The organism is Vreelandella subterranea, assembly GCF_900111305.1.
Classification (GTDB): domain Bacteria; phylum Pseudomonadota; class Gammaproteobacteria; order Pseudomonadales; family Halomonadaceae; genus Vreelandella; species Vreelandella subterranea.
Window position 1 is genome coordinate 136,399 of record NZ_FOGS01000001.1, and the last position, 23,836, is coordinate 160,234.

Annotated in this window: 21 protein-coding genes; 8 read left to right on the top strand and 13 right to left on the bottom strand. The window is 59.8% G+C overall.

Annotation, left to right across the window (positions count from 1 at the left end):
* Positions 1-7 precede the first annotated feature (7 nt).
* The 11 genes from BMX75_RS00635 to BMX75_RS00685 form a co-directional block, all read right to left on the bottom strand.
* Entirely contained in the window at positions 8-1,213 is a 1,206-nt protein-coding gene (locus BMX75_RS00635; RefSeq protein WP_092824331.1) for a molybdopterin molybdotransferase MoeA, read from the bottom strand.
* Positions 1,206-1,727: a molybdenum cofactor biosynthesis protein B gene (moaB, locus tag BMX75_RS00640; protein ID WP_092824333.1), complete on the bottom strand. Its 522-nt coding sequence runs from the start codon at positions 1,725-1,727 to the stop codon at positions 1,206-1,208. The genes BMX75_RS00635 and moaB overlap by 8 nt, the downstream gene beginning before the upstream one ends.
* A gap of 5 nt (positions 1,728-1,732) precedes the next feature.
* Positions 1,733-2,056: a DUF1244 domain-containing protein gene (locus tag BMX75_RS00645; RefSeq protein WP_092824335.1), complete on the bottom strand. Its 324-nt coding sequence runs from the start codon at positions 2,054-2,056 to the stop codon at positions 1,733-1,735.
* Between the two features lie 88 nt (positions 2,057-2,144).
* A complete protein-coding gene (locus BMX75_RS00650; RefSeq protein WP_092824338.1) occupies positions 2,145-3,239 on the bottom strand; it encodes a formate dehydrogenase subunit gamma in 1,095 nt (364 codons plus the stop codon).
* An 11-nt stretch (positions 3,240-3,250) separates the two neighbouring features.
* On the bottom strand, positions 3,251-3,865 hold the full coding sequence (fdh3B, locus tag BMX75_RS00655) for a formate dehydrogenase FDH3 subunit beta (RefSeq protein WP_085918948.1): 615 nt from the start codon (positions 3,863-3,865) through the stop codon (positions 3,251-3,253).
* Between the two features lie 65 nt (positions 3,866-3,930).
* Positions 3,931-6,786, bottom strand: coding sequence for a formate dehydrogenase subunit alpha (locus tag BMX75_RS00660; RefSeq protein WP_092824340.1), 2,856 nt, complete (start codon positions 6,784-6,786; stop codon positions 3,931-3,933).
* 24 nt (positions 6,787-6,810) lie between these two features.
* Positions 6,811-7,011, bottom strand: a complete 201-nt coding sequence (locus BMX75_RS00665; protein ID WP_092824342.1) for a twin-arginine translocation signal domain-containing protein — start codon at positions 7,009-7,011, stop codon at positions 6,811-6,813.
* A gap of 98 nt (positions 7,012-7,109) precedes the next feature.
* A complete protein-coding gene (locus BMX75_RS00670; protein WP_092824344.1) occupies positions 7,110-7,724 on the bottom strand; it encodes a TorD/DmsD family molecular chaperone in 615 nt (204 codons plus the stop codon).
* A gap of 3 nt (positions 7,725-7,727) precedes the next feature.
* Positions 7,728-9,473: a 4Fe-4S dicluster domain-containing protein gene (locus BMX75_RS00675; protein WP_092824346.1), complete on the bottom strand. Its 1,746-nt coding sequence runs from the start codon at positions 9,471-9,473 to the stop codon at positions 7,728-7,730.
* A gap of 248 nt (positions 9,474-9,721) precedes the next feature.
* Positions 9,722-10,339, bottom strand: a complete 618-nt coding sequence (locus tag BMX75_RS00680; protein WP_092824348.1) for a DUF3306 domain-containing protein — start codon at positions 10,337-10,339, stop codon at positions 9,722-9,724.
* On the bottom strand, positions 10,336-10,776 hold the full coding sequence (locus BMX75_RS00685) for a DUF3305 domain-containing protein (protein WP_092824350.1): 441 nt from the start codon (positions 10,774-10,776) through the stop codon (positions 10,336-10,338). Before BMX75_RS00685 ends, BMX75_RS00680 begins: the two co-directional genes overlap by 4 nt.
* A 109-nt stretch (positions 10,777-10,885) precedes the next feature.
* On the opposite strand from BMX75_RS00685, the gene BMX75_RS00690 reads away from it, so the two are divergent.
* Genes BMX75_RS00690 through BMX75_RS00710 form a run of 5 tightly spaced genes read left to right on the top strand, consistent with a single transcriptional unit; the run spans position 10,886 to position 15,618 of the window.
* The gene (locus BMX75_RS00690; protein WP_092824352.1) at positions 10,886-11,746 is read left to right on the top strand and encodes a formate dehydrogenase accessory sulfurtransferase FdhD; all 861 of its coding nucleotides are present in this window, start codon (positions 10,886-10,888) and stop codon (positions 11,744-11,746) included.
* Positions 11,743-12,360, top strand: coding sequence for a molybdenum cofactor guanylyltransferase MobA (gene mobA / locus BMX75_RS00695; RefSeq protein ID WP_092824354.1), 618 nt, complete (start codon positions 11,743-11,745; stop codon positions 12,358-12,360). Before BMX75_RS00690 ends, mobA begins: the two co-directional genes overlap by 4 nt.
* On the top strand, positions 12,357-13,604 hold the full coding sequence (gene moeA, locus BMX75_RS00700) for a molybdopterin molybdotransferase MoeA (protein WP_092824356.1): 1,248 nt from the start codon (positions 12,357-12,359) through the stop codon (positions 13,602-13,604). Before mobA ends, moeA begins: the two co-directional genes overlap by 4 nt.
* A complete protein-coding gene (moaA, locus tag BMX75_RS00705; RefSeq protein WP_092824358.1) occupies positions 13,601-14,593 on the top strand; it encodes a GTP 3',8-cyclase MoaA in 993 nt (330 codons plus the stop codon). Before moeA ends, moaA begins: the two co-directional genes overlap by 4 nt.
* Before the next feature lie 2 nt (positions 14,594-14,595).
* Positions 14,596-15,618, top strand: coding sequence for a CobW family GTP-binding protein (locus BMX75_RS00710; RefSeq protein ID WP_092824360.1), 1,023 nt, complete (start codon positions 14,596-14,598; stop codon positions 15,616-15,618).
* On the opposite strand, the gene BMX75_RS00715 is transcribed toward BMX75_RS00710, so the two are convergent.
* Complete coding sequence (locus tag BMX75_RS00715; RefSeq protein ID WP_092824362.1) at positions 15,607-18,300, bottom strand: bifunctional diguanylate cyclase/phosphodiesterase; 2,694 nt, start codon at positions 18,298-18,300, stop codon at positions 15,607-15,609. The genes BMX75_RS00710 and BMX75_RS00715 overlap by 12 nt on opposite strands.
* Positions 18,301-18,460: 160 nt before the next feature.
* On the opposite strand from BMX75_RS00715, the gene BMX75_RS00720 reads away from it, so the two are divergent.
* Positions 18,461-19,384 (top strand): LysR family transcriptional regulator, encoded by a 924-nt coding sequence (locus BMX75_RS00720; RefSeq protein ID WP_092824364.1) that lies wholly within the window; start codon positions 18,461-18,463, stop codon positions 19,382-19,384.
* Between the two features lie 36 nt (positions 19,385-19,420).
* Here BMX75_RS00720 and BMX75_RS00725 read toward each other — a convergent pair whose 3' ends face one another.
* Complete coding sequence (locus tag BMX75_RS00725; protein WP_092824366.1) at positions 19,421-20,941, bottom strand: NCS1 family nucleobase:cation symporter-1; 1,521 nt, start codon at positions 20,939-20,941, stop codon at positions 19,421-19,423.
* Positions 20,942-21,482: 541 nt separating this feature from the next.
* Between BMX75_RS00725 and BMX75_RS00730 the strand changes: the two genes are divergently transcribed.
* Both BMX75_RS00730 and hydA read left to right on the top strand, forming a co-directional pair.
* Positions 21,483-22,349: a nitrilase-related carbon-nitrogen hydrolase gene (locus BMX75_RS00730; RefSeq protein ID WP_092824368.1), complete on the top strand. Its 867-nt coding sequence runs from the start codon at positions 21,483-21,485 to the stop codon at positions 22,347-22,349.
* A gap of 31 nt (positions 22,350-22,380) precedes the next feature.
* Positions 22,381-23,820, top strand: coding sequence for a dihydropyrimidinase (hydA, locus tag BMX75_RS00735; protein WP_092824370.1), 1,440 nt, complete (start codon positions 22,381-22,383; stop codon positions 23,818-23,820).
* Positions 23,821-23,836 lie beyond the last annotated feature (16 nt).

Sequence of the window (23,836 nt, forward strand, 5' to 3'; positions counted from 1 at the left end):
CTCACCTTCAGCCCATCAGCCATAAACAGCTGATGGAATCCCCCTGGGCGATATCGCGGTGAGGCGGGATCACCGCCAGCGCATTGGCCTGAATGCACGAGGAAAGCACCGACGAGTTCTGGTCATCAAACGCCCTGGCGTGGGCGCCCTCGGCGTCAAACGTCAGGGTCACGCGCATGTAGTGCTGTCGCGGGCCGGTGGACGTCGAAAACTCAGCCCGTGCGGTAACGCAGGGCAGCGCGGCCAAGTCGGGGCAGTTTAATAGCGCGCCCATCAAGGGGCGTAAAAACAGCCAGGCGCCGACAAACCCGGAAACGGGATTACCGGGCAACCCGACAAAGTGCGCCTGCCCGCCTTGGCGCCGCGGTAGATGGCCCAGCGCCAGCGGCTTGCCCGGCCGAATGGCGAGCTTCCACATCGTGAGCTCACCCAGTGCCTCGAGCGAGGCTTTCACGTGATCCTCTTCGCCGACACTCACCCCGCCGGTGCTGACCACCACGTCGGCGTCTTCCGCCGCCTGGGCGAGCAGTTCCCGGGTGCGCTCAGCATCGTCGGGCACGCTGATCTGGCTCACCACCTCAGCGCCAAAGGTGGCAAGCAAGCGCGTGAGCATGGGACGGTTGGAGTTATACAGCTGCCCCGGCTTGAGCGGCGTCCCGGGGTCAATCACTTCGTCGCCGGTAGACAGCAGCGCTACCCGCGGCCGACGGCGGACGGCCACCTCCGTGACCCCCTGCCCGGCCAGATGACCGAGGGCGGCGGCTTCCAGACGCTCACCGGCGCTCAGCAGTACATCCCCCTGGCGCACATCGCGCCCTTTCAGACGCACATTGTCGCCAGCGGGAATATCCGCTGGAATGATGGCAGCATCGCCCTCCACCTCGACGCGCTCCTGCATGACCACGCAGTCGGCCCCCGGGGGAATTTCACCGCCGGTGAAAATGCGCGCACAGCTGCCTGGCGCCAGCGGCATGGCAGGCGTGCCCGCCGCGATACGCTGGCTGACTGGCAACCGCTGCCCGGCATCCGCTGCCCGCAGCGCGTAGCCATCCATGGCGCTGTTGGTATACGGCGGCACATCAAGCTGTGCGGTAACGTCTTCAGCCAGCACCCGCCCGGCGGCGTCGGGAAGCGCCACTCGCTCCGCCGTCACGGGCGTGATATCCGCCAGCAGCGCGGCCAGAGCGTCATCGATGACGTGCAGCTCAGCCATGCTGGCCTCGCTCGGGGATGACCAGGTTGGCGAAGTTGCAGGGCTTGTGGCGGCTGTCGAGCTGTTCGGCCAGAATGCCGTCCCAGCCGGTGCGACAGGCGCCGGTGGAGCCCGGCAGGCAGAAGATTACCGTGGCATTGGCCAGCCCGCCCAAACAGCGACTTTGGATGGTGGAGCTGCCAATCTCGTCGCCGCTGAGCTGGCGGAAGCGTTCGCCAAAGCCTTCGATGTGCTTATCCAACAGCACGCTGACGGCCTCGGGGGTGGAGTCGCGGCCGGTAAAGCCAGTGCCACCGGTGGTAATGACCACCTGCACGTTACGATCGGCAATCCACTGGGCGACGACGGCACGGATGGTATACACATCGTCGGGTACGATACGCTTTTCCACCAGATGATGACCGGCTTCAGAGAGGTGTTCGACCAGGGCCTGGCCACTGCGGTCCGTCTCCTCCGTGCGCGTATCCGAAACGGTTAACACCGCGATCGATAAAGGAATCATTGCCTCTGCCATCGCCTTCACTCCTGCTTCGCAGCTTTCTTTTTCGCGTGGTGGGCTTCCCAGGCCGCCATCTGCTCGGGGGTTGCAGGCGGCTGATAGAGTTCTTTCCATTCGCTGTAAGGCATACCGTAAACGTATTCGCGGGCTTCTTCGTAAGTCAGCTGTTCACCCCGCGCTTCTGCCGCACTCACCAGCCATTTGGACAGGCAGTTACGGCAGAAGTCGGCCAGAATCATCAGGTCGATATTCTGCACGTCTTTATTGTCATCCAGGTGCTGTAACAGGCGGCGAAACGCAGCGGCTTCAAGCTCGGTACGGGTGGTATCGTCAAACTTGTCCATCTCTGTGACCTCTATGGTGTAAAATTAAGCTCAGCATAACAAAAGACACCGCCCGTAGGCGGTGTCTTTTGCAACATTCCAGCGCGCCTTACGAGGAGCGAGGAGCGGGTGATTCACCTGCGTCTTTTGAGGCTTTCCGGTCAGCCAGCTCCTGCTCGGAGACCGCCTGGTCCTTGACCTCTTCGTACCACAGATTGTGGTGCTCCTTGGCCCAGGTTTCATCGACATAGCCGGTGGTCATGCCTTCCAGCGAGCCTTCCGTACCCAGGGTACCGATGTAGATGTGCCCGATGGAAACGGCCGTCAGCCCCAAGGCGCCCACTGCATGAACAATATTTGCCCACTGCATGGTGTCGCGCCCCTGACCGAAGTTGGGGAAATCGAGCACGAAACCACTGGCCACCACCAAGAGCCCCACCGTGGCCAACAGCCAGTACCAGGCTTTTTCGCCACCGTTGGCAAAACCGGCATCGACATGCCCCTTACCGACCAGGCCACCGCCCTTCTTGAACCATTCCAAATCGTGCTTTTTGGGCATGTTGTCCTTGATCAGACTGACCAGCAAGACGATCAACAGCACACCGAAGATCGGGCCAAGGTAGTTGTGCAACACCTTGGAGGAAGAGACCATCCATCCCCAGAAGGCATCGCCAAACAGGCCACGGAAGACGAACTTGCCAAACAACAGATTGAGACCGGTGAGGGCCAGCACGATAAACAGCGACGCTACCGACCAGTGCAAGGCACGCATGAAAAGCGGCCAGCGGAACAGCTTGCGCCCCGATCGCGGCTCTTCAAGGTGCTTGCGACCAATGATCAGGTAGAACAGCGTAATGATCCCGATCATGCCACCAATTACGATCAACCCGAAGGGTGACACCCAGCGGTTACGCCACTGACGCCAGGTTTCACCGCTTGAGTTGATCAGGTTGTAATTACTTTCATAACGCGAGTCGCGGTAGTTTGGCCCGGTCTCGCCGCTGCGCACTTGCCGCCACTGGTCCGCGTCGATACCCGGGGCTGCCGTGCTCATTTCACGATCAGGGTCAGCCTGGGCATGCGCCACCTGGGTAATGCCAAGACTTAGGACCAGAGCAAAGGCCAACAATAGCCAGCGCCAAACCCCTTGCCAGTAGCGAAGGTGCGGCACCCCACCGGGTGCCTGAGCAGTCAACTGGTTCATGGAAAGCCTCCTTACCCTTTACGGGCAGCATCATAGGCTAGGTTGTCGGCACTGGCCTGGGGGTTGTTGGACCATGCACCATCTTCGTGGCCACGATGCACCACGCGCTGACGGAAAATATCCGCCACATCCTGAGCGTCGCCTGCCAGCAGCGCCTTGGTCGAGCACATCTCCGCGCACAGCGGCAGCTTGCCTTCTGCGATGCGGTTGGCGCCGTACTTCTCGTACTCCTCTTCCTTGCTTTCGGCGGGGCCACCCGCGCAGAAGGTACATTTGTCCATCTTGCCGCGCTCGCCGAAGGCGTCCTGCTGCGGGAACTGCGGGGCGCCGAACGGGCAGGCGTAAAGGCAGTAGCCACAGCCGATACACAGGTCCTTGTCGTGCAAGACGATGCCGTCGTCCGTTTTATAGAAGCAGTCGGTGGGGCACACCGCCATACAGGGCGCATCGTCACAGTGCATGCAGGCAACCGAAATGGACATTTCATCGGCTTCGCCGTCATTCAGCGTCACAACACGCCGACGCTGAATGCCCCATTCGACATCATTGGCATTTTTACAGGCGGTCACGCAGCCGTTGCATTCGATGCAGCGCTCGGCGTCACACATAAATTTCATTTGAGCCATGGTGTTCTCCTTATACGGTGCGGGATGTCGCCCGCACCGTGGATGCTGTCAGGTCTAGGCGAGCCTCAGGCACGCTCGATGCGGCAGATGGTGCACTTGGTTTCTTGCATCAGTGTCACCGGGTCGTAGCCATAAGTGGTCGCGGTGTTGGCCGCTTCGCCAATGACGTAGGGGGCGGTGCCTTCAGGGTAAACACTCTCCAGGCTTTCGCCTTGGAACATGCCGCCAAAGTGGAACGGCATGAAGGCCACCTTGCGGTCCACGCGCCGGGTCACCATCGCCTTGACTTTCACGCGGCCGCCTTCGGCCCCTTCGACCCACACGTCATCGCCGTCGCTGATGCCAATATCATTGGCATCGGCCGGGTTGATCTCCACGAACATTTCTTGCTGAAGCTCAGCCAGCCACGACATGGAACGTGTTTCTTCACCGCCGCCTTCGTATTCGACCAGGCGCCCGGAGGTGAGGATGATCGGATAGTCATCCACCGAGGGGGCACCGTCCTGTACGCTCTTGTACATGGTCGGCAGTCGCATGATGGAATCAAAGTCGTCCCAGGTCGGGTATTTATCGACCAGGTCACGGCGGGTCGAGTAGAGCGGCTCGCGGTGCTTGGGCACTTCATCCGGGAAGGTCCAGACCACCGCCCGCGCCTTGGCGTTACCATAAGGGGCGCAGCCATGCTCGATGGCGACACGCTGAATACCGCCGGACAGATCGGTCTTCCAGTTCTTGCCTTCCGCCGCTTGTTTCTCTGCGTCGGTGAGGTCGTTCCACCAGCCAAGGTCTTTCAGCAGCTGGTCGTTGAACTCTGGATAGCCGTCGTCGATATCGCCGTTAACCGGCGCTGAGCCTTCGGCCAGCAGGTTGACGCCGTCCCGCTCGATGCCAAACCGAGCGCGGAAGCCCATGCCGCCTTCCATCACCGGTACGCTTGGATCATAAAGATTGGGCGAGCCAGGATGATTGAACTCGGCCGTTCCCCAGCAGGGCCAGGGCAAACCGTAATAATCGCCATCCGCCGGGCCGCCTTCGGCACGCAGGTTTTCAAAGCTGAAGGTGTGCCAGTTTTGCTGGTGTTCCTTGAGGCGTTCCGGGCTCTGGCCGGTGTAGCCGACGGTCCACATGCCACTGTTGATTTCGCGCAGAATATCTTCGATCAGCGGTTCGTCGCCGTTCATCTCGTAGTTGGCGACCAGCTCGTCACCAAACCCGAGCTTGCGCGCGAACAGATACATGATCTCGTGGTCGGGCTTGGACTCGAACAGCGGGTCGATGACCTTGTCGCGCCACTGCAGGGAACGGTTGGTCGCCGTCACGCTGCCGGTGGTTTCGAACTGGGTCGCGGCCGGCAGCAGGTACACACCGTCGGTGCGGTCGTGCATGACGGCCGCAACGGTCGGGTACGGGTCGACGATGACCATCATTTCGAGCTTTTTCATCGCCTGCTGCATTTCCACGCCGCGAGTCTGGGAGTTGACCGCGTGCCCCCAATAGAACATGGCCTTGAGGGCGGTGCGCTGGGAGATGTTCTCGTCTTCTTCCAGCACCCCGTCAACCCAGCGCGATACGGTAATACCGGCACTGTTCATGGGCTTGCCGTCGGCGTACTCGCTATCGTCGAAGCGCCCTTGCAGCCACTCATAGTCAACGTTCCAGACGTTGGCCCAGTGCTGCCAGGCGCCTTCCGCCAGGCCGTAGTAGCCCGGCAGCGAATCGGAACCCAGCCCCAGGTCGGTAGCACCCTGGACATTGTCGTGACCGCGCAGAATGTTGGCACCGCCACCGGCCACGCCGATGTTACCCAGCGCCAGCTCGAGAATGCAGTAGGCGCGGGTGTTGTTGTTACCCGTGGTGTGCTGGGTACCACCCATGCACCAGACGACACACCCCGGACGGTTCTCGGAAAGGGTCTTGGCAACGTCGAACATGTCCTGTTCGCTGACGCCGGTGATGTCTTCGACCACGTTCGGCGGGAAGTTGGCCACTTCCGCGCGCACGTCGTCCATGCCGTAAACGCGCTGGTTGATGTACTCGCTGTCTTCCCAGCCGTTTTCAAAGATGTGCCACAGCAGGCCCCACACGTAGGCCACGTCGGAACCCGGGCGCAGCCGCACGTATTTATTGGCCTTGGCGGCCGTACGCGTGAAGCGCGGGTCGGCCACGATGATCTGGCAGTTGTTACGCTCCTTGGCAATCAGGAAGTGCTGCATCGCCACCGGGTGCGCTTCGGAGGGGTTCGACCCGATGAACAGAATCGCTTTACTGTTATGGGTATCGTTGAGCGAGTTGGTCATCGCCCCATAGCCCCAGGTATTGGCTACCCCGGCCACGGTGGTGGAGTGACAGATACGCGCTTGGTGGTCGGTGTTGTTGGTGCCCCACATCGACGCCAGCTTGCGCATCAGGTAGGCCTGCTCGTTGTTGAACTTGGCCGACCCCAGCCAGTAAACGCTATCCGGGCCGTGCTCTTCACGCAGTTCAAGCAGCTTGTCGCCAATCTCGTTGACGGCATCTTCCCAGCTCATGCGCTCCCATTCGCCGCCCACCAGCTTCATGGGGTACTTCAAGCGGCGACTGGAATGGCCGTGCTGGCGTAGCGAAGCGCCTTTGGCACAGTGGGCACCGCGGTTGATCGGGTGGTCAAAGGCCGGTTCCTGTTTGGTCCAGATCCCCTCTTGCACTTCGGCATAGACGCCGCAGCCCACCGAACAGTGCGAGCAGATCGTACGCTTGGTTTCCACGGGGGAGTCGAGCACCGGCGTTTTGTCCGCCGATTCCGCACGTCGCATCATGGGCGCGCCCATAAAGCCTAGGGCGGCCACACCACCTGTCGCCACGCCGCTTCGCTGAATGAACTGGCGGCGCGAAATACCCAGGCCGGGTGCTTTGGGAGTGTCTGTTTTGCGAGTTAAACGCATGGCAATTCTCCTGGCATTCCGCCGTCAGTCACGCAGGGACGCGTAAAAAGCACGGACGTGATCGGTCTCACGATAATTGGTTGTTGGTTTTTCAACGTCGCTTGGGGCGCTGTCGGCTTGCGCCAGGGTGACATGCCCTACCGCGGCGGCCGCGCCCGCAGCGGCCGTTCCCAGACCTACGGTTTTCATGAACCGGCGGCGCTCAGGATTATGTGACTGTTGCATGGTGCTCTCCTCTCTTGCCATGGCCTTTGGCCGTTTTATCTTATGCTATGGCTGCTGCGCGCTCACCGATGGGCGAATCAACGCATTAGCGCGTCACGTCAAGGTTCCATAATAGTTACTGGGGTATGACTCGCCTCAATGGCCAGACGGTCCTCTTCGCTTGTCATGAAAGCACTGCCCAACTGCCCGAGCGCTGCATAAAAAGCCGTGTCGACTTGCCCCAAGTCGTCAAAACAATCGCTTGCCCAGGGGGCAAGGTGGTGCATGAAAAACTGCGCTTGATCGGCGCTGGTCATGTCGACCAGCATGGCCATTACTTCGCATAGCGCGGCCAAGTGATCTTCCGGGTCGCGGGTGTGCTCGTTGCGTTCGAAACCCAGCGCGCCAAGGTCTCGCCGCAGTTCAACCAGCGCCGCTTCCATGAGCTCACCGTTGCGGTACCAGGAAGCATAGGGCACTACATCGCCTTGAATCACGCCGACCAGATGACCGAAGTGCGCTCGTTTCAGGCCCGCGGCGTCAGCGCTGTTCGCCGCTTGACTGAGCCCACGCCAGCACTCGGCCAGGCGGCTGCCGTCCTGCTCGATATCGAGCGACGCCAGCCAGCCAAGCAGCTCTTCGGTAGGCGCTTCGCGCAGTAGCGCGGCGATAAGCCGGTAGATATCCGCGCGTAACGCATCGGCCTCGTTCAACTCGTGGGCAGTGTGCGTCATGACTTATATCCTCAATTGGGCGTCGGGATCACGAATCATGGTTTTCCATACGTCTTTCACCCGACAGTCTTCGCACATCTCCAGGCGCAGCATGGCGTCACCGGCGAAATAGGGGTGATCAGCCAGCTTGGCCTTGATGTTGGCCACCGTGCTGGCCGTGGCAAAGGGTTTGCCGCAGCCGATACACTCAAACGGCGCTTCTTCATGGCACACATGGCGAGTCTCGCGCTCGGCCGTGGCCAGAAAGCCGGGTGTCAGGGTAATGGCATCTTCCGGGCAGGCGTGCTCGCAAAGCCCGCACTGCACGCAATCCGCTTCGCGGAAGTTCAGCGAAGGCACCTTGCCCCCGGAGGAAAGCGCCGATGTCGGGCAGCTGCTGACGCAGGCGTGACACAGCGTGCAGGCATCACTGTCGACCTGAATGCCACCATAGGCGGCACCCTCTGGCATGGCGTGGCGCTGGCCGCTGGGTTCGCCAAGTTCGCTCAGGCGCGCCAGCACGATGTTCAGGCGAGCGCGCTTATTGGGCTCGTTCAGCGTCAGCGGCTGGTCGGTCAACGGGGTCAGCGTGGGCAACGCATCGCGCGCCTGGGCATCGTCAACGGCCAGCAGCTGCACGCGGGCCGGGTCGTGCCCCAGGGCGGTCAGCAGTGTCTGCGCCTGGTTCACCTGATCATCCAAAAAGGCGCCGAGGCGGGCCGGCATGTCGGGATGCGCCTGAATGCGCACTTCAGCGGCCCCGCTGGCCAGGGCCGTCAGCCACTGGTCGTGACCGGCCGCCCCGAGTTCTTCCAGGGGAATATCCAGCACGTGCCCGGCGGGTACTATGCCCGCCGCTTTTTCGGCGTCCTGGGAATCGTGGGTGATAAAGCGCAGCACAGGCACCTGGCCGCCCGCATCGCGGTAGGCGGCCAACCAGCTTGAGAGCGTGTCCTGCTGGCGGCGTGTATCGGGCAGGCGAAATTCAATGGCACCGGTGGGGCAGGCGCTGGTGCAGCTGCCGACGCCCTGACACAGATAGGGGTCGATCTCGATCTGCGATTCGATGCGCCCCTGGTGACTGCTGATGGCATCGGCGGGGCACACATCCAGACAGCGGGTGCAGCCGGTGTTGCCGCTGGAGGAGTGGGCGCAAAGATCACTGTTGACCTGGAAATAGCGCGGCTTGTCGAATTCCCCGATCAACTCGCCGACGCTGTCCAGCGCCTCATGGCGCCGCTCGACATCTGTCCAGTCGAGGATGACATAGCCCGGGGGTGGCAGCTCGCGCGCCAGCACCGGCCGAGCGCTCAAGTCCAGCACCAGATCAAAATGATCGCGGTCGATCAGTGCCCGGGCCAGGTTAAGCGGGCTGCCGTCGTTATCAAACTGGGCAGTAAAAGCGCCAAGGTGGCCTGAAATACTTAACACCTCGGCCTGTCCTGGCGACATTTCATAGCGGACAAGCGGCTGGGCATGCCCCTGTGGCACTGCGTCGGACGACTGAACGTCCTCAGAACCGGCATCTTGGGATTCACCGGCGGTATTGAGGGTCAGCAGGGTCAACGAAGCGAGCCCGCTGCCCTTCAGGGCATGGGCGGCTTTCTCGGCGGCGTCGCTCGAACCAATCACCAACGCATGACCACGGCTGTGGTAGGTCACATTGGCGGGCGTCAGATTCGCCGGCCAGGAGATGCGTTGGCGTACGGCTTCTCTGGCTTCGGCGTTACGCTGGTCGTCCAGGGACGTCAGCTGGATTCTTTGATTCATGCATTCTCACGGTCAGAGGATCATTTTTATTATATTGGTGGATCATATTTTTTAGATATTTTGTCATATCGGCTGCACCAATACACAACATTAGTACAGAGCGATAAAAATCATTTTTAGATTTTGCTATTTCTTCGGTCAGCTTATGGCGATTTGGTCATCCATGCCAAGAAAACGCACCTTGCACTTTCAACGCTGTTGTTTCGGTATCCGATCAAGCCATTGTTTTGAAAGGGTCAAAAGCCAACTCATGCTTTCGTATTAGAGGTATCAGACTGGTCGTCTTGTGCCACTTCCTTCTCAGAACCAGGCGGATTGGGCGCATCGCTATCAGCGGAAGATACCTGCTCCGAATCGATGTCTGTTGATGCTTGCTCACTCTGGGTGTCGTCGGCATTGTCGGCCAGGGATTCATCGGCTTTTTTGGCCCACCGCCGCAACTTGCCTGCCAGCTCCGAGGCCATGGGTTTCAACTGCTGGCGATAGTCCAGGTCATAGTCATCCAGACCGTCGCGAACGTTATAGTTCCCGGTCGCCCAAAGGCGCTTTAGCGCCCGCCGCCGCAGCGCTGAGCTGACGCCGGGTACCATGTAGCCACTGAAATCACTGCCCGCTTCCAGCGTCTCGGGGTCGGGCAAGGTTTCATCCAGGCTACCGGGCGGGGGCGGTGCAGGCCGCACGGGCTCGCTGGCTTCGGTAGCGTCTGCTTCATGACTGTCCGCCGCTCCATCCCCGTTGGCCCGGTCCGTTTCATCCGGCGGCAGCGGTGACTTGATGGTGTCTTTCGTCTCGGGGTCTACAGCGGATGGTTGCTCGTCCGGCTCGAGCCCTCGCTTGATACGCGACCAGCGCTCTAAACGACTCATTGCGGTTTCTCCTTGGTGGGCGTTTCTTTGGCGCGCCCGGCCCCTTTGTTTTTCTTCTTGCGGATTTCCATCGGCGCTTCACCGTGGCGGGCCAGATAGCTTTCGATCCATATCTGGATCGCCATCGGCATCGCCACTTCCAGCACCTGCTGCTCGCCATCCATCCAACCGGCGGCGACATCCTGACTCGCTGTAATCGCCGCAGGCTCAGGGGCCTGCCCGGTAAACCCGGCACGCACGAACAGCCGTGGCGTGGCGGCCGTCAGGTTGAAGCGATAGGCAGCACGCTCGGTCATGAACAGCTGCAAGAACAGCACGTGCGGGCCCTGCTCACCCAGCGTCAGCTCACCGATACGCCATTGTGTCTGGCTGAAACGGTTGATCTGCTTATGCTCGGCGACCAGCGTAATACTCAGTGGGCGGAGGTTATCGGTCATTACGGCGGCCCTTATGCTTTATTCGGAACGAAAGGTTCAGGTAGACAAGTAAGCCTTTTGAGCGCCATCATCGTCAACTCAAACCTTGTATGCACCATGAGGATCACGGATGCCCGCCCTGGAGCTAAGCCGAGCCCGCTTACCGGCCACCACCGAGATTGACGTGGTAGACGAATTTGGTGATACCCGCCGACAGGCCATTGCCGCCGAGCGGGCCTTGACCGTTTATCTCAACAAGCGTGAGATTGTCACGCTGATGACCCTTGGCGACGACCCGGAAGCGCTGGTGGTGGGCTATCTGCGTAATCAGGGGCTGCTGCGCGCCGCGGCGGATCTTTCCGTTGTTCAGGTAGACTGGGAGGTTGAAGCCGCCGTGGTCGTCACCGGCCACTTGCCTGACGACCTTGAGGCTCGCCTCAGCACCCGCACCGTCACCACCGGTTGCGGGCAGGGAACGGTATTCGGCAAGCTCCTCGATCAGACGGCACTCACCAAGCTGCCTGACACGCGGCTGGCTCAGTCCACGCTCTACGCGCTGCTGCAAAATCTCAATGCCTATAATGAAACCTACCGTAGCGCCGGGGCGGTGCACGGCTGCGCGCTATGCTTGCAAAGCGACGTACTGGATTTCGTGGAAGATGTGGGCCGCCACAACGCCGTGGATACCCTGGCGGGCCGCCAGTGGCTGCAACAGGCAGACAGCGCCAATGCGGATATTTTCTATACCACGGGGCGACTCACCTCAGAAATGGTGCTTAAGGTCGCCCAGATGGGCATCAGCGTGCTGGTCTCCCGCTCCGGTGTGACCCAAAAAGGCGTCGAGTTGGCGGAACGCTTTGGCGTGATGCTGATTGCCCGCGCCAAAGGCAAGCATTTTCAGGCCATTAACGCCCAGCACCGCCTCACGCTGGATGCCATCCCCGCACGCCCGCCCCGCGCCCGTGCAGCCAAACAGGAGGCACGCCAATGATTTCGACCAAGCAACTGACCGGCATGATTCTCGCCGGCGGTGAAGGCCGCCGCATGGGCGGCCGCGATAAAGGCCTCGAACCCTTTGCTGGCCTGCCGTTGATTGCTCACGTCATTCAGCGTTTCGATGGCCGGGTAGCCGAACTGCTGATCAACGCCAACCGCAACAGCGACGCCTACGAGTTGTTCGCTGACCGTGTCATTGAAGACGCCGAAGGCGGTTTCAAGGGGCCACTGATGGGTATCTACAGTGGCTTACGGGCGGCGAAAACGCCCTGGCTGCTGGTGGCGCCCTGCGACTCCCCGGCGCTGCCCAACGACCTTGTGTCGCGTATGGTGGCGGGCATCGGCGAGCATGATATCGGCGTTGCCTTTGACGGTGAACGCCTGCACCCCGTGGTGGCCTTGATTCGCACCTCCCTGGCAGAGGATCTGGCAACAACACTGGCCGACGGGGAACGCAAGATCGACCGTTGGTATGCCCGCCATGCCTGGTGCAGGGTCGATATGTCTGACTGCCCGGACGCCTTTGCCAACCTCAACACCGAAGAAGAGAAAATTCGCCTGGAAACAGCGCTTGCCAATGACGCCAGCGGGAAAAAGGCCGCCACATGACGCTGTCCTGTTTCGAGCTCGGCGAGCAGATGCTCAGTGTGAGCGAGGCGCGAACAGCGCTTGCCACCCTGATCGAACGGCCCCTGGGCAGTGAGTGCGTCGCCCTCGCGAATGCCCATGGTCGACGCCTTGCGGAAGACATTACCGCCACGATCAACGTACCGCAGAACACTAATGCGGCAATGGACGGTGTGGCTCTGGCCTGGGAGAACAGCGCTCAAACCCACTGGGCACGGGTAGGCGATGCCTTTGCCGGGCAGGCGTTTGCGGGCAACGTCGCTGCCGGGCAGTGTGTGCGTATCACGACCGGCGCGCCGCTGCCGCCCGGCACCGATACGGTCATCATGCGTGAGCAGTTGGTCGAGCATCACGACAGCGTGGTCATTGAAGCGCCCGAGCGTGTCAAACGTGGCCAGAACGTGCGCCAGGCGGGAGAGGACATCACGATCGGCGACGTCGCGCTGCCCGCTGGCACGCGTTTAGACGCCGCGGCACTCGGGCTGGCCGCCTCTCTGGGGTGGGCGCGAGTACCTGTTTATCAGCGCCCCAGGGTGGCGATTTTCTCGACCGGCAACGAAGTCACGGCCCCTGGCGATCCGCTGCCTGGCGACGGTATTTACGACGCCAACCGCTTTACCCTGACGGGGCTGCTCATCGAGCAGGGCGCTGAGGTCATTGACCTTGGCATCTTGCCGGACGACTTTACCGCGCTGACGGAAACCCTGGCAGACGCCGCGGCGAAAAGTGACCTGGTGATTTCCAGTGGCGGCGTGTCGGTGGGCCATGCCGATTTTACCCGTGATGCCCTCGAGCACCTTGGGCGGCTGGCGTTCTGGCGGGTGGCCCTGCGCCCGGGGCGTCCCATGGCCTGCGGCTGGCTGGGCGCAGCGCGTACGCCTTTCGTCGGCCTCCCCGGCAATCCCGTGGCCGTCATGGTAACCTTCCTGCAGTTCGTGGTGCCGTTGCTGCAACGGCTTCATGGTCGGCCGGTGACGCCACCGCGCCGACTCCAGGCGATTGCCGACGACACACTGAAAAGTCGCTTTCAACGGACAGACTTTCTCCGTGGCGTCTACCATAATGATAAAGACGGACGGCTACACGTTCGCAGCACCGGTGCCCAGGGGTCGGGCATTTTAACCTCAATGGTGGCCGCTAACTGTTTGATAGAGTTAGCCGATGACCAGGACGGCGCGCAACCAGGTGAGGTCGTCAGCATACAACCACTAACGGACTGGCTATGACCGAGCAACTGATCGACAACTTTGGCCGCCGCATCAACTATGTGCGTATATCGGTAACCGACCGCTGCGACTTCCGCTGCGTTTACTGCATGAGCGAGGAGATGACCTTTCTGCCCCGCGCGCAGGTACTGACGCTGGAAGAGTTGGCCATGGTCGCCCGCGCCTTTACCGAGCTCGGCGTCGAGAAAATCCGCCTCACCGGCGGCGAACCCCTGGTACGCCGTGACATCACCCAGCTGGTGGATGAGATCGGCACGATGCCGGGGCTCAACGACTTTACCATGACCACCAACGGCGCCAGCCTGCGCAAGCATGCCAAACAGCTTTATGCGGGGGGCATGCGGCGCCTCAATATCAGCCTGGACTCGCTTGACCCGGAACGTTTCAAGCAGCTCACCCGCACCGGCGACCTGGACAAGGTGATCGATGGTATCCTCGCTGCCAAGGAAGCAGGCTTCGAGCGCATCAAGCTCAACGCGGTCATCCTCAAGGGCCGCAATGAAGATGAAGTGCTGGATCTGGTCGACTTTGCCCGCCGTGAAGGGCTGGATATCAGCTTTATCGAGGAAATGCCGCTGGGCGACGTCTCCGACCACTCCCGTGCGGAAACCTTCTACTCGAGCGACGATGTCCAGGCGCTGATCGAAACCCGCTATCCGCTGATCGCCACCCCGGAAACCACGCCCGGCCCGTCACGCTATTTCCGCATGGCCGACAGCAACAGCCGTATCGGCTTTATCTCGCCGCACAGCCATAATTTCTGCGATACCTGCAACCGCGTACGCGTCACCGTCGAAGGACGCCTGCTGCTGTGCCTGGGCAACGAGCATTCGGTGGATCTGCGTGCGGTATTGCGTCGTCACCCGGGTGATATGCAGGCGCTCAAGAACGCCATCATCAATGCCTTGCCGCTCAAGCCCGAGCGCCATCACTTCACCACCGATGGCGATGTCCAGGTGGTGCGCTTCATGAACATGACCGGCGGCTAACGGTGTCAGGGTTAGCCAATGTGCCGGTGCATATCATCACCGGCTTTCTGGGCAGCGGCAAAACAACGCTTATCCACAGCCTGATCGAGCAGAAGCCTGTGGATGAAAAATGGGCGATCCTGGTCAACGAGTTTGGCCAGATCGGTATCGATCAGGCAATGTTCGAAACACGTGACGATGTGGTGGTCAAAGGCTTGCCGGGTGGCTGTCTATGCTGCCAGCTAGCGTTCGTGATGCAGGCGGCTCTGGTCAACCTACTGGCTCGCAGCCAACCCGACCGGGTGATCATCGAGCCCTCAGGGCTTGGCCATCCGGCAGGTTTGGTGGATCTGCTGCGCAGCGAGGCATTTCAGGGTGTCGTCGACGTACGCGATATTGTGACGACGCTTGACCCGCGTCGCCTGGATGAACCGCGCGTGGTCGCCCACGAAACCTTCCGCGACCAGCTCGAGATTGCCGACGCCATTGCCCTGACCATGCGCGACCAAAGCACCGCCGAGCAGCTCAGTGCGGCCCACGCCTTCGTTGCTGAACGTTGGCCACCGCGCAAGTGGGTCCATGAGGCCGATCATGGTCGGCTGCCACTGGCGCGCCTGCTGGAAAGCGGCAGCGCTCAACGCGACGGGCTTGAAACGCCTGCGGCTCACCAACCGCTGTCCGCCACTCCCAGCCTCGAAGGCGGCTTTTTCGACTTCCCGCCTGCTCCCGGCACGCCACAGTGTGAAAGCGGTGCATCGCTGGGTTATACAAGTATCGGCTTGCGCTGGCACCCGAGTGACTGCTTTGACCTGGACCGCCTGGCCGCCTATTTCGGTGAGCTTTCCCGGGACGTGCGGATCAAGGGCGTCTTCCACACCCATGATGGCTGGCGACAGCTCAACCGCGCAGATGGCACGCTAAGCGTCACGCCATCCACCTGGCGTCAGGACTCACGCCTGGAACTCATTGCCCCCGAATCATCCTCTCCTCATATGCCCAGCGCGGAGTCACTCAAAGCGGCGCTCGCCGACACCTTAAAAAGCTAAGGACTCATGCCTCAGCCACGCCTCAAGGACGTCCAGGGGCATGGGCTGCCCGAACAGGAAGCCTTGGTAAGCTTGGCAGCCATGGGCCAAAAGCCACGCCTGCTGGGCGTCGCTCTCGACGCCTTCGGCCACGATCTCCAGCGACAGACTTTGTGCCAGCGCAATGGTGCTCTCCACGATGGCGGCATTCGCCTTGCTGTCGATCACCTGTTGGACAAAGGATTGATCGATTTTTAGCTGATCCAGAGGCAGGTGCGCCAAATAGGCCAGCGATGAGTAACCGGTACCATAGTCATCCAGCGAAAAACGCACGCCCTGCTGCTTGAGTTGCCGCATTTTCTCACGGGCATCATCGCGCTCTTCGACAAAGAGCGACTCCGTCACTTCCAGTTTCAGTCTGTGACTGGGCGCGCCCGTGCGCTGCAATATCGACTCCACCTTGTTGACGAAATCGACCTGCCGGAACTGCAGTGGGCTGACGTTGACCGCCACGCTCAACTCGGCAAACCCAGGCTGATGGGCCCATTGCGCCAATTGCTGACAGGCCGCCTCCAGCACCCAATCACCTACCGGGTTGATCAGCTCGGTCGATTCGAGCAGGGGAATGAACTCGCCAGGCATGACCAATCCGCGTTCGGGATGTTGCCAACGCAGCAGACCTTCGACCCCTATGCAGCGGCCCTCCTGGTCAACTTGAGGCTGATAATGCAGCCGCCATTCCTCATTCGCCAACGCTTGGCTCAGTTCGTTTTCCAGGCGAACCCGTGCCAACAACTCGGCTTGCATGGTAGGGTCAAAAAAGCTCAAGGCGCAGCGACCACTGCTTTTGGCCTGGAAAAGCGCCATGTCCGCCTGCTGCAAGTAATCATCGACTGAGCTGGCGTGGTCGTTTACCACCGTAATCCCGATACTTGCCGTGACGTTAAGGCTCTCGCCCCGGATCATCACCGGCAGTCGAATCAAGTCTTGAAGTTTCTGCGCGATATTTTCGGCAAGTTCAGCAGTGTGCTCCCGGCTTTGACTCATGCCTTCGATCAGCACGGCGAATTCATCGCTCCCCAGCCGTGCCAGGGTGTCCGTTTCACGCAGCGTTTGCCCAATTAAACGGGCGAGATGCTGCAGCAGTTGATCACCAACGTAGTGGCCCAGGGTATCGTTGATTTGCTTGAAGTTATCGATATCGATAAACAGCAAGGCACCCCAGCGAGCATGACGATTCACGTCCTTTAAAGCCGCCTCCATGCGATCCATGAACAGACGCCGATTGGCAAGCCCGGTCAACGGGTCGTAAAACGCCAGCTGGTGAATTTCCTGCTCTGCCGCTTTACTCTCGCTAATGTCGCTCATGGTGGCCACGTAATGAGTCAGGGCGCCTTGCGGGTCGTAAACGGCACTAATGGTCAGCCATTCGGGAAACACATCGCCATTCTTGCGGCGGCTCCAGATTTCTCCTTCCCAACTGCCGGCTACCTGAACCCGCTGCCATAATTTGCGGTAGAAAGCGGCATCATGTCGGCCAGAGTTCAATATCCGCGTGCTTTTACCCACCAGCTCGTCTTCGCTATAGCCGGTAATCCGCGTAAAGGTGTTGTTGACTTTCAAAACATGGCCGTTTGCATCGGCAATCAACATGCCCAGATGGGTCTGGAAGGCCGTGGCGGAGATGCGCAGTTCCGCTTCACTTTGGTGTAACCGATGTTCAAAGCGCAGCCGGTTAAGGTAGTGACGCACGCCCCAGGCGCCCAGCAGCGCAATCAGCAGCATCACGCCTGCCAGTATCCCGGCACGCTGTCGCCAGTTGGCCAATTGAAGCTGGACGTCCTCGCCTACGACCACGAGCAGCGGCAACTCTTCTATCCACTGCATCTGAAACAGGCGTTCGCGCTGATCCAGCGGGGAGGTCAAACGCAGCGACCATGTATCAGCCTCCCGCTCAAGCATCATGCGTGTCTCGGGGCTTTCCACCTGCCACCCGGCGGTAATGGGGTCCTCAAGGGGGGGTAAACGGGCAATCAGCTTTAGCTCGCTATCCACCAGCGCAATACTCTCACCACTGGATAAGCCCAGCCTTTTCAGGGCACGCTCAAAGACAAGGGGCGATATACGCGCCACCGCAATGCCGCCAAACTCGCCGTTGTCACGGGTCAAGCGCCGCGCTTGATAGAGGTAATACTGCTCATCATCCAATGCCGAGTAGAGCGGCGTCACCATTTTGGTGCGATCATCCTGATCACGAAAGGCTTTAAAAAACGCGCTGCCGCTGAGATCAAGCCCCACCAGGTTGGCTCGCAGCGCACTGGCTTGGACAATACCGTTGGCATCAATAATGCCGATATCATCAATCCATTCGACGGAACGCGTTCGGTTACGTAGCACCTGCTGAATAGACGAAGGCGCGTCCTGCGGCGGAATGCCCTGCACCTGCACAAGTTCGGCAATACTCAACAGCGCTTGACCGCTCTGCGCGAAAACGCCTTTCGCCCACTCGGTCACGACATCGGCACGGGCCGCGTTGCGCGTTTCAAGAGCTTGAATTTCCTGTCGATACTGTTCGTAGAGTACCCACACAAAGATACTCAGGAGCAGCAACAGCGCCACCCCGTAAAGCGTTAAAGCACCACGGCGCTGCTGGCGATACTTCTTCGCCAAATCGGCCGATAACGGGGTAACAGGTTGTGGCATTGCGCGGGCGCCTTGTCATAAAGTGGCACTAAACAAACAGAACCGTCCTAACATAAGCTCAAACGTCGATGATATTGAAGAACTATTTTTGAAAAGTACATCGGCCTTTTTCGATTCCTCTATCATTAAATCAACTGATTACCCGCCATGAGAGCTTGATATGCCCGCGCTTGGTCAAATGAGCGACTATGAGATTCGTCTGATTCGTGTTTTTCAAACGGTGGTGGAGTGCGGTGGCTTTACGGCGGCCGAGACCACGCTGGGCATCAGCCGGTCAGCAATCAGCCAGCATATGAGCGACCTGGAAGGGCGGCTGGGCTTTTCGCTGTGTCAGCGAGGACGTGGCGGGTTCAGCCTGACCGAAGAAGGCAAGGAGATTTATCAGGCAGGCCTGACGCTGATTTCCGCGCTGGAAACCTTCAAAAGTGATGTCAACGCGCTGCATCACACCATCAGGGGCGAGCTGAATATCGGCATTACCGACAACCTGGTGACGCTACCCGCCATGAATGTCACCCATGCATTGGCCAGGCTCAGCGCCCCGGAGCACGATGTCACGCTGAACATACACATGGAGCCCTCGGATGCGGTGATTCGCAGCGTGATGGATGGCCACCTGCATGTCGGGGTCGTGCCCGCGGTCAACCTGCCCACCAGCCTGGATACTCAGCATCTCTACGATGAACCTTCCTTCCTGTACTGCTCGGTGGGGCACCCGTTGTTCGATAAGGCCAGCGATCGCCTCACGCTGGCCGAGCTTGCGTACCATCCCGCCATATCGCCCCGCTATCCACTGCCCGCTGAGGCACGCCAGGCCCACGATGCCCTCAACCTGCGCGCCTCTGCGTCTGACCGTGAGGGCGCGGCATTTTTGATTCTCACCGGACGTTTTATTGGTTTTCTTCCCGAGCACGTCGCGGATCAATGGGTCTCGGCAGGCAAAATGCGCGCCCTGAACAGCACAAGCCAGCACTACCGTATCCCCTTTGTGCTCATTGCCCGCCGCGACCGCCGCCCCAACCGTGTCGTTGACGCCTTTTTAAACTTCATCGATACGCCACAAACGCCAACACCCGGCATCTAGCCGGGTGTTGGTGAGGCATCTTGGTAAAGTGCGCGACTAGGGGAGTTGCTCGGCGGGCTCCTTGTCCGCCACCGGCGACGGCCCCACCGACGGTGCGGAGGAAAACACCTGACTGGCGACATAGTAAACGATCGCGCCAAGCGCCGAGCCGGTAAACCAGCCGTAGTCATAGAACCAGTACATCGTGCCGGTGGTCAGCGAAATCAGTGTCAGCGCCACGGGCACGCCAAAGGCGATAAAACCGGCAATATTGACAGCCGGATACGCATGGCTGTCCATATACAGGCTGGGCACATCCAGACGCTGCTTTTTAATCAGGAAGTAATCCACGGCCATGATACCGGCGATCGGGCCCAGCAGGCTGGAATACCCCAGCAGCCAGTTGGAGTACATCTGTTCAAGCGATACCCCCGGGGGAATGATGCCCGCTTTTTGTAGCAGGTCGTAACCCATCAGCAGCACACCCACCGCGCCAGTTAGAAGAACGCCTCGAGTCTGGTTGATCAATTTGGGCGCAATATTCTGGAAATCGTTGGTGGGTGAAACAATGTTCGCCGCCGTATTCGTCGATAGGGTTGCGACGATAATCAACAACATCGCCAATACGACCCAAAACGGGCTATCGATCATGCCAATCAGATTGACCGGATCGGCAATCGTTTGCCCTACCAGCGACTCAGAGGCAGCGGTCATCACCACACCCAGCGAGGCAAAGAAAAACATCGTCAGCGGCAGGCCGATCACCTGCCCGGCAATCTGGTCTTTCTGGCTTTTGGCAAAGCGACTGAAGTCAGGAATATTCAGCGACAGCGTGGCCCAGAAGCCCACCATGGCAGTTAACCCGGCAAAGAAGTAGCCATACACCGACGCCCCTTCAGGACGCGATGGCGGCTGCGCCAGCAGCTCGGTCATCGAAGTGTGCGGCCAGGCCCACACCATCAAACCGATACCCACCGCCAGCAGCAAAGGCGCAGCCAGCGTTTCCAGCCATTTGATCGATTCCGCACCGCGAATCACTACGTACAGGTTCATCGCGCCAAACACGAAGAAACCGATGACCTCACCGACGCCCCCCAGCGCCGCCCAGGCCGGTATCAGTTCCGAGAGCAAAAGATGAATGGCCAGCCCGCCAAACATGGTCTGGATACCAAACCATCCGCATCCGACCAGGGCGCGCACCAGACACGGTACGTTGGAGCCAAAGATCCCGAACGAGGAGCGCAGGACTACGGGGAAAGGAATCCCGAATTTCGTCCCCGGAAAGGCGTTGAGCGTCAGCGGAATCAAGACAATCACATTGGCGAGTAATATCGCGAACAGCGCCTCACCAACGCTCAAGCCGAAGTAGGCCGTTAACACGCCCCCCAGCGTATAGGTGGGTACGCAAATCGCCATTCCCACCCAAAGCGCGGCGATATTCCATTTTGACCAGGTTCGCTCGCTTGCTTGCGTGGGTGCAATGTCCTCATTGAAACGCGAACTGGAACGAACGTCGTCCCCCACGTTCAGCTCAATCAGCCCGTCTCGATCTACCATTTGAGAGGTTGTTTTCGTCATTGGTCTCTCCTCAGTGTCATCCTGCTTCCCAGAAAACCCTCACGGTCTGAGGTTATTTCAAGCAATAAGCGTGCCGACTAAGTCGCCCTAGGCACTTAACTTATTGATCAAAAAACTGTCTTCAAGGACAAGAATTTTATTGTTTTCGTCATCTTTCCGACTTCTGAGTCACCGAATACCCGGCGGACTCAAAAAGGCTAGATCAAAAAAAATATTTGCACCAATTTTAAACATGAAAAACTGAATTTATTTCCATAATAAAAATACAAATCACTGATTTAAAATAGTTAATTTAAAAATCCAAAACAGTGCGCACCTTCACCAGATTAGGGCTTCCTCAATGCTAAAATAAAAAAATCAATTTAACTCAATGAGTTAAAATCCATCTTAAAAAAACCACCGACTGACTTGCTAAAACGCACAACCTGACGATACTTTCTTAAAAGCTGTCTAAATGGTCAGTTTTATGAACCACCCGCTTACAACAGAACATCAAATAACACCAATATTTTGGCCTAACGCAAATAAGAGGGATTGTCTGATGCAGAAGATGAAAATCGGCCTGATTCAAATGGGCCTGAAAACCAGCACCGACCTGGAACCCGCGGCCATCCGCGACGCCATGAACGAAGCCCACCTGCCGATGATCGAGAAAGCGGCAGAACAGGGCGTGCAGGTGCTCTGCTTCCAGGAAGTGTTCAACCAGCCCTACTTTTGCCCCAGCCAGGACGGCAAGTGGTATGCCGCCGCCGAACAGGTGCCGGAGGGCCCCACCTGCCAGATGATGCAAAAACTCGCCGCCAAGCACCGCATGGTCATCATCGTCCCCGTGTACGAAGAAACCGAGACTGGCGTGTACTACAACACCGCCGCGGTGTTCGATGCCGACGGCAGCTACCTGGGCAAGTACCACAAAACGCATATCCCCCAGATCGCGGGCTTTTGGGAGAAGTTTTTCTTCAAGCCGGGCAAATCCAACTGGCCGGTGTTCGATACCGCCTTTGGCAGAATCGGCGTGTATATCTGCTATGACCGCCACTTCCCCGAGGGCTGGCGGGCGCTGGCACTCAACGGCGCCGAGGTGATTTTCAACCCTTCCGCCACCGTCGCCGGGCTCTCCCAATACCTGTGGGAGCTGGAGCAGCCCGCCTCGGCCGCGGCCAACGGCTGCTTTATCGCCGCCATCAACCGCGTGGGTACCGAGGCACCGTGGAATATCGGCAATTTCTACGGCTCCAGCTATATCGTTAACCCGCGCGGCAAGATCGAGGCCCAGGCCAGCGAAACCGAGGATGAACTGCTGGTCCACGAGATCGACCTGGACATGGTGCGCGAGGTACGCAACAACTGGCAGTTCTTCCGCGACCGCCGCCCGGAAACCTACACCCGTCTGACCGACGGCGAGTAGCCCGGCCACAGGATAAGCCAAGGAGCGAACAATGAGCCTATTGATCAAGGGCGGCACCGTCGTCACCAATACCGATACCTACCGCGCCGATGTGCTCTGCGTCGACGGTAAAATCCACGCCATCGGCACCCATCTAGACGTTCCCGCTGATTGCGAGGTGGTCGATGCCAGCGACCAGCTGGTGATGCCCGGCGGTATCGACCCGCATACCCATATGCAGCTGCCATTCATGGGCACCGTGGCCAGCGAAGACTTCTACACCGGCACCGCGGCCGCGCTGGCGGGCGGCACCACGTCCATCATCGATTTCGTGATCCCCCAGCCCGGACAGTCACTATTGGAAGCCTTCGAAACCTGGCAGGGCTGGGCCGAAAAAGCCGCCACCGACTTTGCCTTCCACGTGGCGATTACCTGGTGGGACGATAGCGTGCGCGAGGAAATGGGCACCCTGGTGCATGAACACGGGGTGAACAGCTTCAAGCATTTCATGGCCTACAAGGGCGCCATCATGGCCACCGACGATATTCTGGTGGAGAGCTTCTCGCGCTGCTTGGAATTGGGCGCGGTGCCGACGGTTCACGCGGAAAACGGCGAGCTGGTCTACCACATGCAGCAGAAACTGCTCGCCCAGGGCCTCACCGGACCAGAAGCCCACCCGCTTTCGCGCCCGCCCCAGGTGGAAGGCGAGGCGGCCAGCCGCGCCATTCGTATCGCCAGCACCCTGGGCGCACCGATTTATCTGGTGCACGTTTCCACCAAGGACGCGGTAGACGAAATTGCCTACGCCCGCGACCAGGGGCACCAGGTTTACGGCGAATGCCTGGCCGGTCATCTCATGATCGACGACAGCGTCTACCAGGATACCGACTGGGGCCGTGCCGCGGCGCATGTGATGAGCCCACCCTTCCGCCCCAAGGGCCACCAGGAAGCGCTTTGGCACGGCCTGCAGTCCGGCAACCTGCAGACCACCGCCACCGACCACTGCTGTTTCTGCGCCGACCAGAAGGCCGCGGGCAAGGACGACTTCACCAAGATCCCCAACGGCACCGCCGGTGTCGAAGACCGCCTGGCCGTGCTGTGGGACGAAGGCGTCAACACCGGCAAGCTGTCCCCCCAGGACTTTGTCGCCCTGACGTCGACCAACACTGCCAAGATTTTCAACCTTTACCCCCGCAAAGGCGCGATTCAGGTGGGTGCCGATGCCGATATCGTGGTGTGGGACCCCAACGGCACCCGGACGATTTCCGCCAAGACCCACCACCAGAACGTCGACTTCAACATCTTCGAAGGCAAAACGGTGCGCGGCATCCCCCGCCATACCATCAGCCAGGGCAAATGGGTATGGCGCGACGGTGAGCTGCGCGCCGAGCGCGGCGCAGGCCGCTATCTGGAGCGCCCCGCCTACCCCGGCATGTTCGAGCTGCTGGCCAAGCGCGCCGAGCTGAATGCGCCGATGGCGGTCAAGCGCTGACCCATAAAGAACGACC

Bases quoted from the DNA above. Each gene is read 5' to 3' on its own strand.
- moaA (WP_092824358.1), top strand. From the start codon at position 13,601: ATGACCGAGCAACTGATCGACAACTTTGGCCGCCGCATCAACTATGTG.
- moaB (WP_092824333.1), bottom strand. From the start codon at position 1,727: ATGGCAGAGGCAATGATTCCTTTATCGATCGCGGTGTTAACCGTTTCG.
- moeA (WP_092824356.1), top strand. From the start codon at position 12,357: ATGACGCTGTCCTGTTTCGAGCTCGGCGAGCAGATGCTCAGTGTGAGC.
- BMX75_RS00675 (WP_092824346.1), bottom strand. From the start codon at position 9,473: ATGAATCAAAGAATCCAGCTGACGTCCCTGGACGACCAGCGTAACGCC.
- BMX75_RS00725 (WP_092824366.1), bottom strand. From the start codon at position 20,941: ATGACGAAAACAACCTCTCAAATGGTAGATCGAGACGGGCTGATTGAG.
- fdh3B (WP_085918948.1), bottom strand. From the start codon at position 3,865: ATGGCTCAAATGAAATTTATGTGTGACGCCGAGCGCTGCATCGAATGC.
- BMX75_RS00715 (WP_092824362.1), bottom strand. From the start codon at position 18,300: ATGCCACAACCTGTTACCCCGTTATCGGCCGATTTGGCGAAGAAGTAT.
- BMX75_RS00660 (WP_092824340.1), bottom strand. From the start codon at position 6,786: ATGCGTTTAACTCGCAAAACAGACACTCCCAAAGCACCCGGCCTGGGT.
- BMX75_RS00690 (WP_092824352.1), top strand. From the start codon at position 10,886: ATGCCCGCCCTGGAGCTAAGCCGAGCCCGCTTACCGGCCACCACCGAG.
- BMX75_RS00645 (WP_092824335.1), bottom strand. From the start codon at position 2,056: ATGGACAAGTTTGACGATACCACCCGTACCGAGCTTGAAGCCGCTGCG.
- BMX75_RS00665 (WP_092824342.1), bottom strand. From the start codon at position 7,011: ATGCAACAGTCACATAATCCTGAGCGCCGCCGGTTCATGAAAACCGTA.
- BMX75_RS00730 (WP_092824368.1), top strand. From the start codon at position 21,483: ATGCAGAAGATGAAAATCGGCCTGATTCAAATGGGCCTGAAAACCAGC.
- BMX75_RS00685 (WP_092824350.1), bottom strand. From the start codon at position 10,776: ATGACCGATAACCTCCGCCCACTGAGTATTACGCTGGTCGCCGAGCAT.
- hydA (WP_092824370.1), top strand. From the start codon at position 22,381: ATGAGCCTATTGATCAAGGGCGGCACCGTCGTCACCAATACCGATACC.
- BMX75_RS00670 (WP_092824344.1), bottom strand. From the start codon at position 7,724: ATGACGCACACTGCCCACGAGTTGAACGAGGCCGATGCGTTACGCGCG.
- mobA (WP_092824354.1), top strand. From the start codon at position 11,743: ATGATTTCGACCAAGCAACTGACCGGCATGATTCTCGCCGGCGGTGAA.
- BMX75_RS00720 (WP_092824364.1), top strand. From the start codon at position 18,461: ATGCCCGCGCTTGGTCAAATGAGCGACTATGAGATTCGTCTGATTCGT.
- BMX75_RS00635 (WP_092824331.1), bottom strand. From the start codon at position 1,213: ATGGCTGAGCTGCACGTCATCGATGACGCTCTGGCCGCGCTGCTGGCG.
- BMX75_RS00680 (WP_092824348.1), bottom strand. From the start codon at position 10,339: ATGAGTCGTTTAGAGCGCTGGTCGCGTATCAAGCGAGGGCTCGAGCCG.
- BMX75_RS00650 (WP_092824338.1), bottom strand. From the start codon at position 3,239: ATGAACCAGTTGACTGCTCAGGCACCCGGTGGGGTGCCGCACCTTCGC.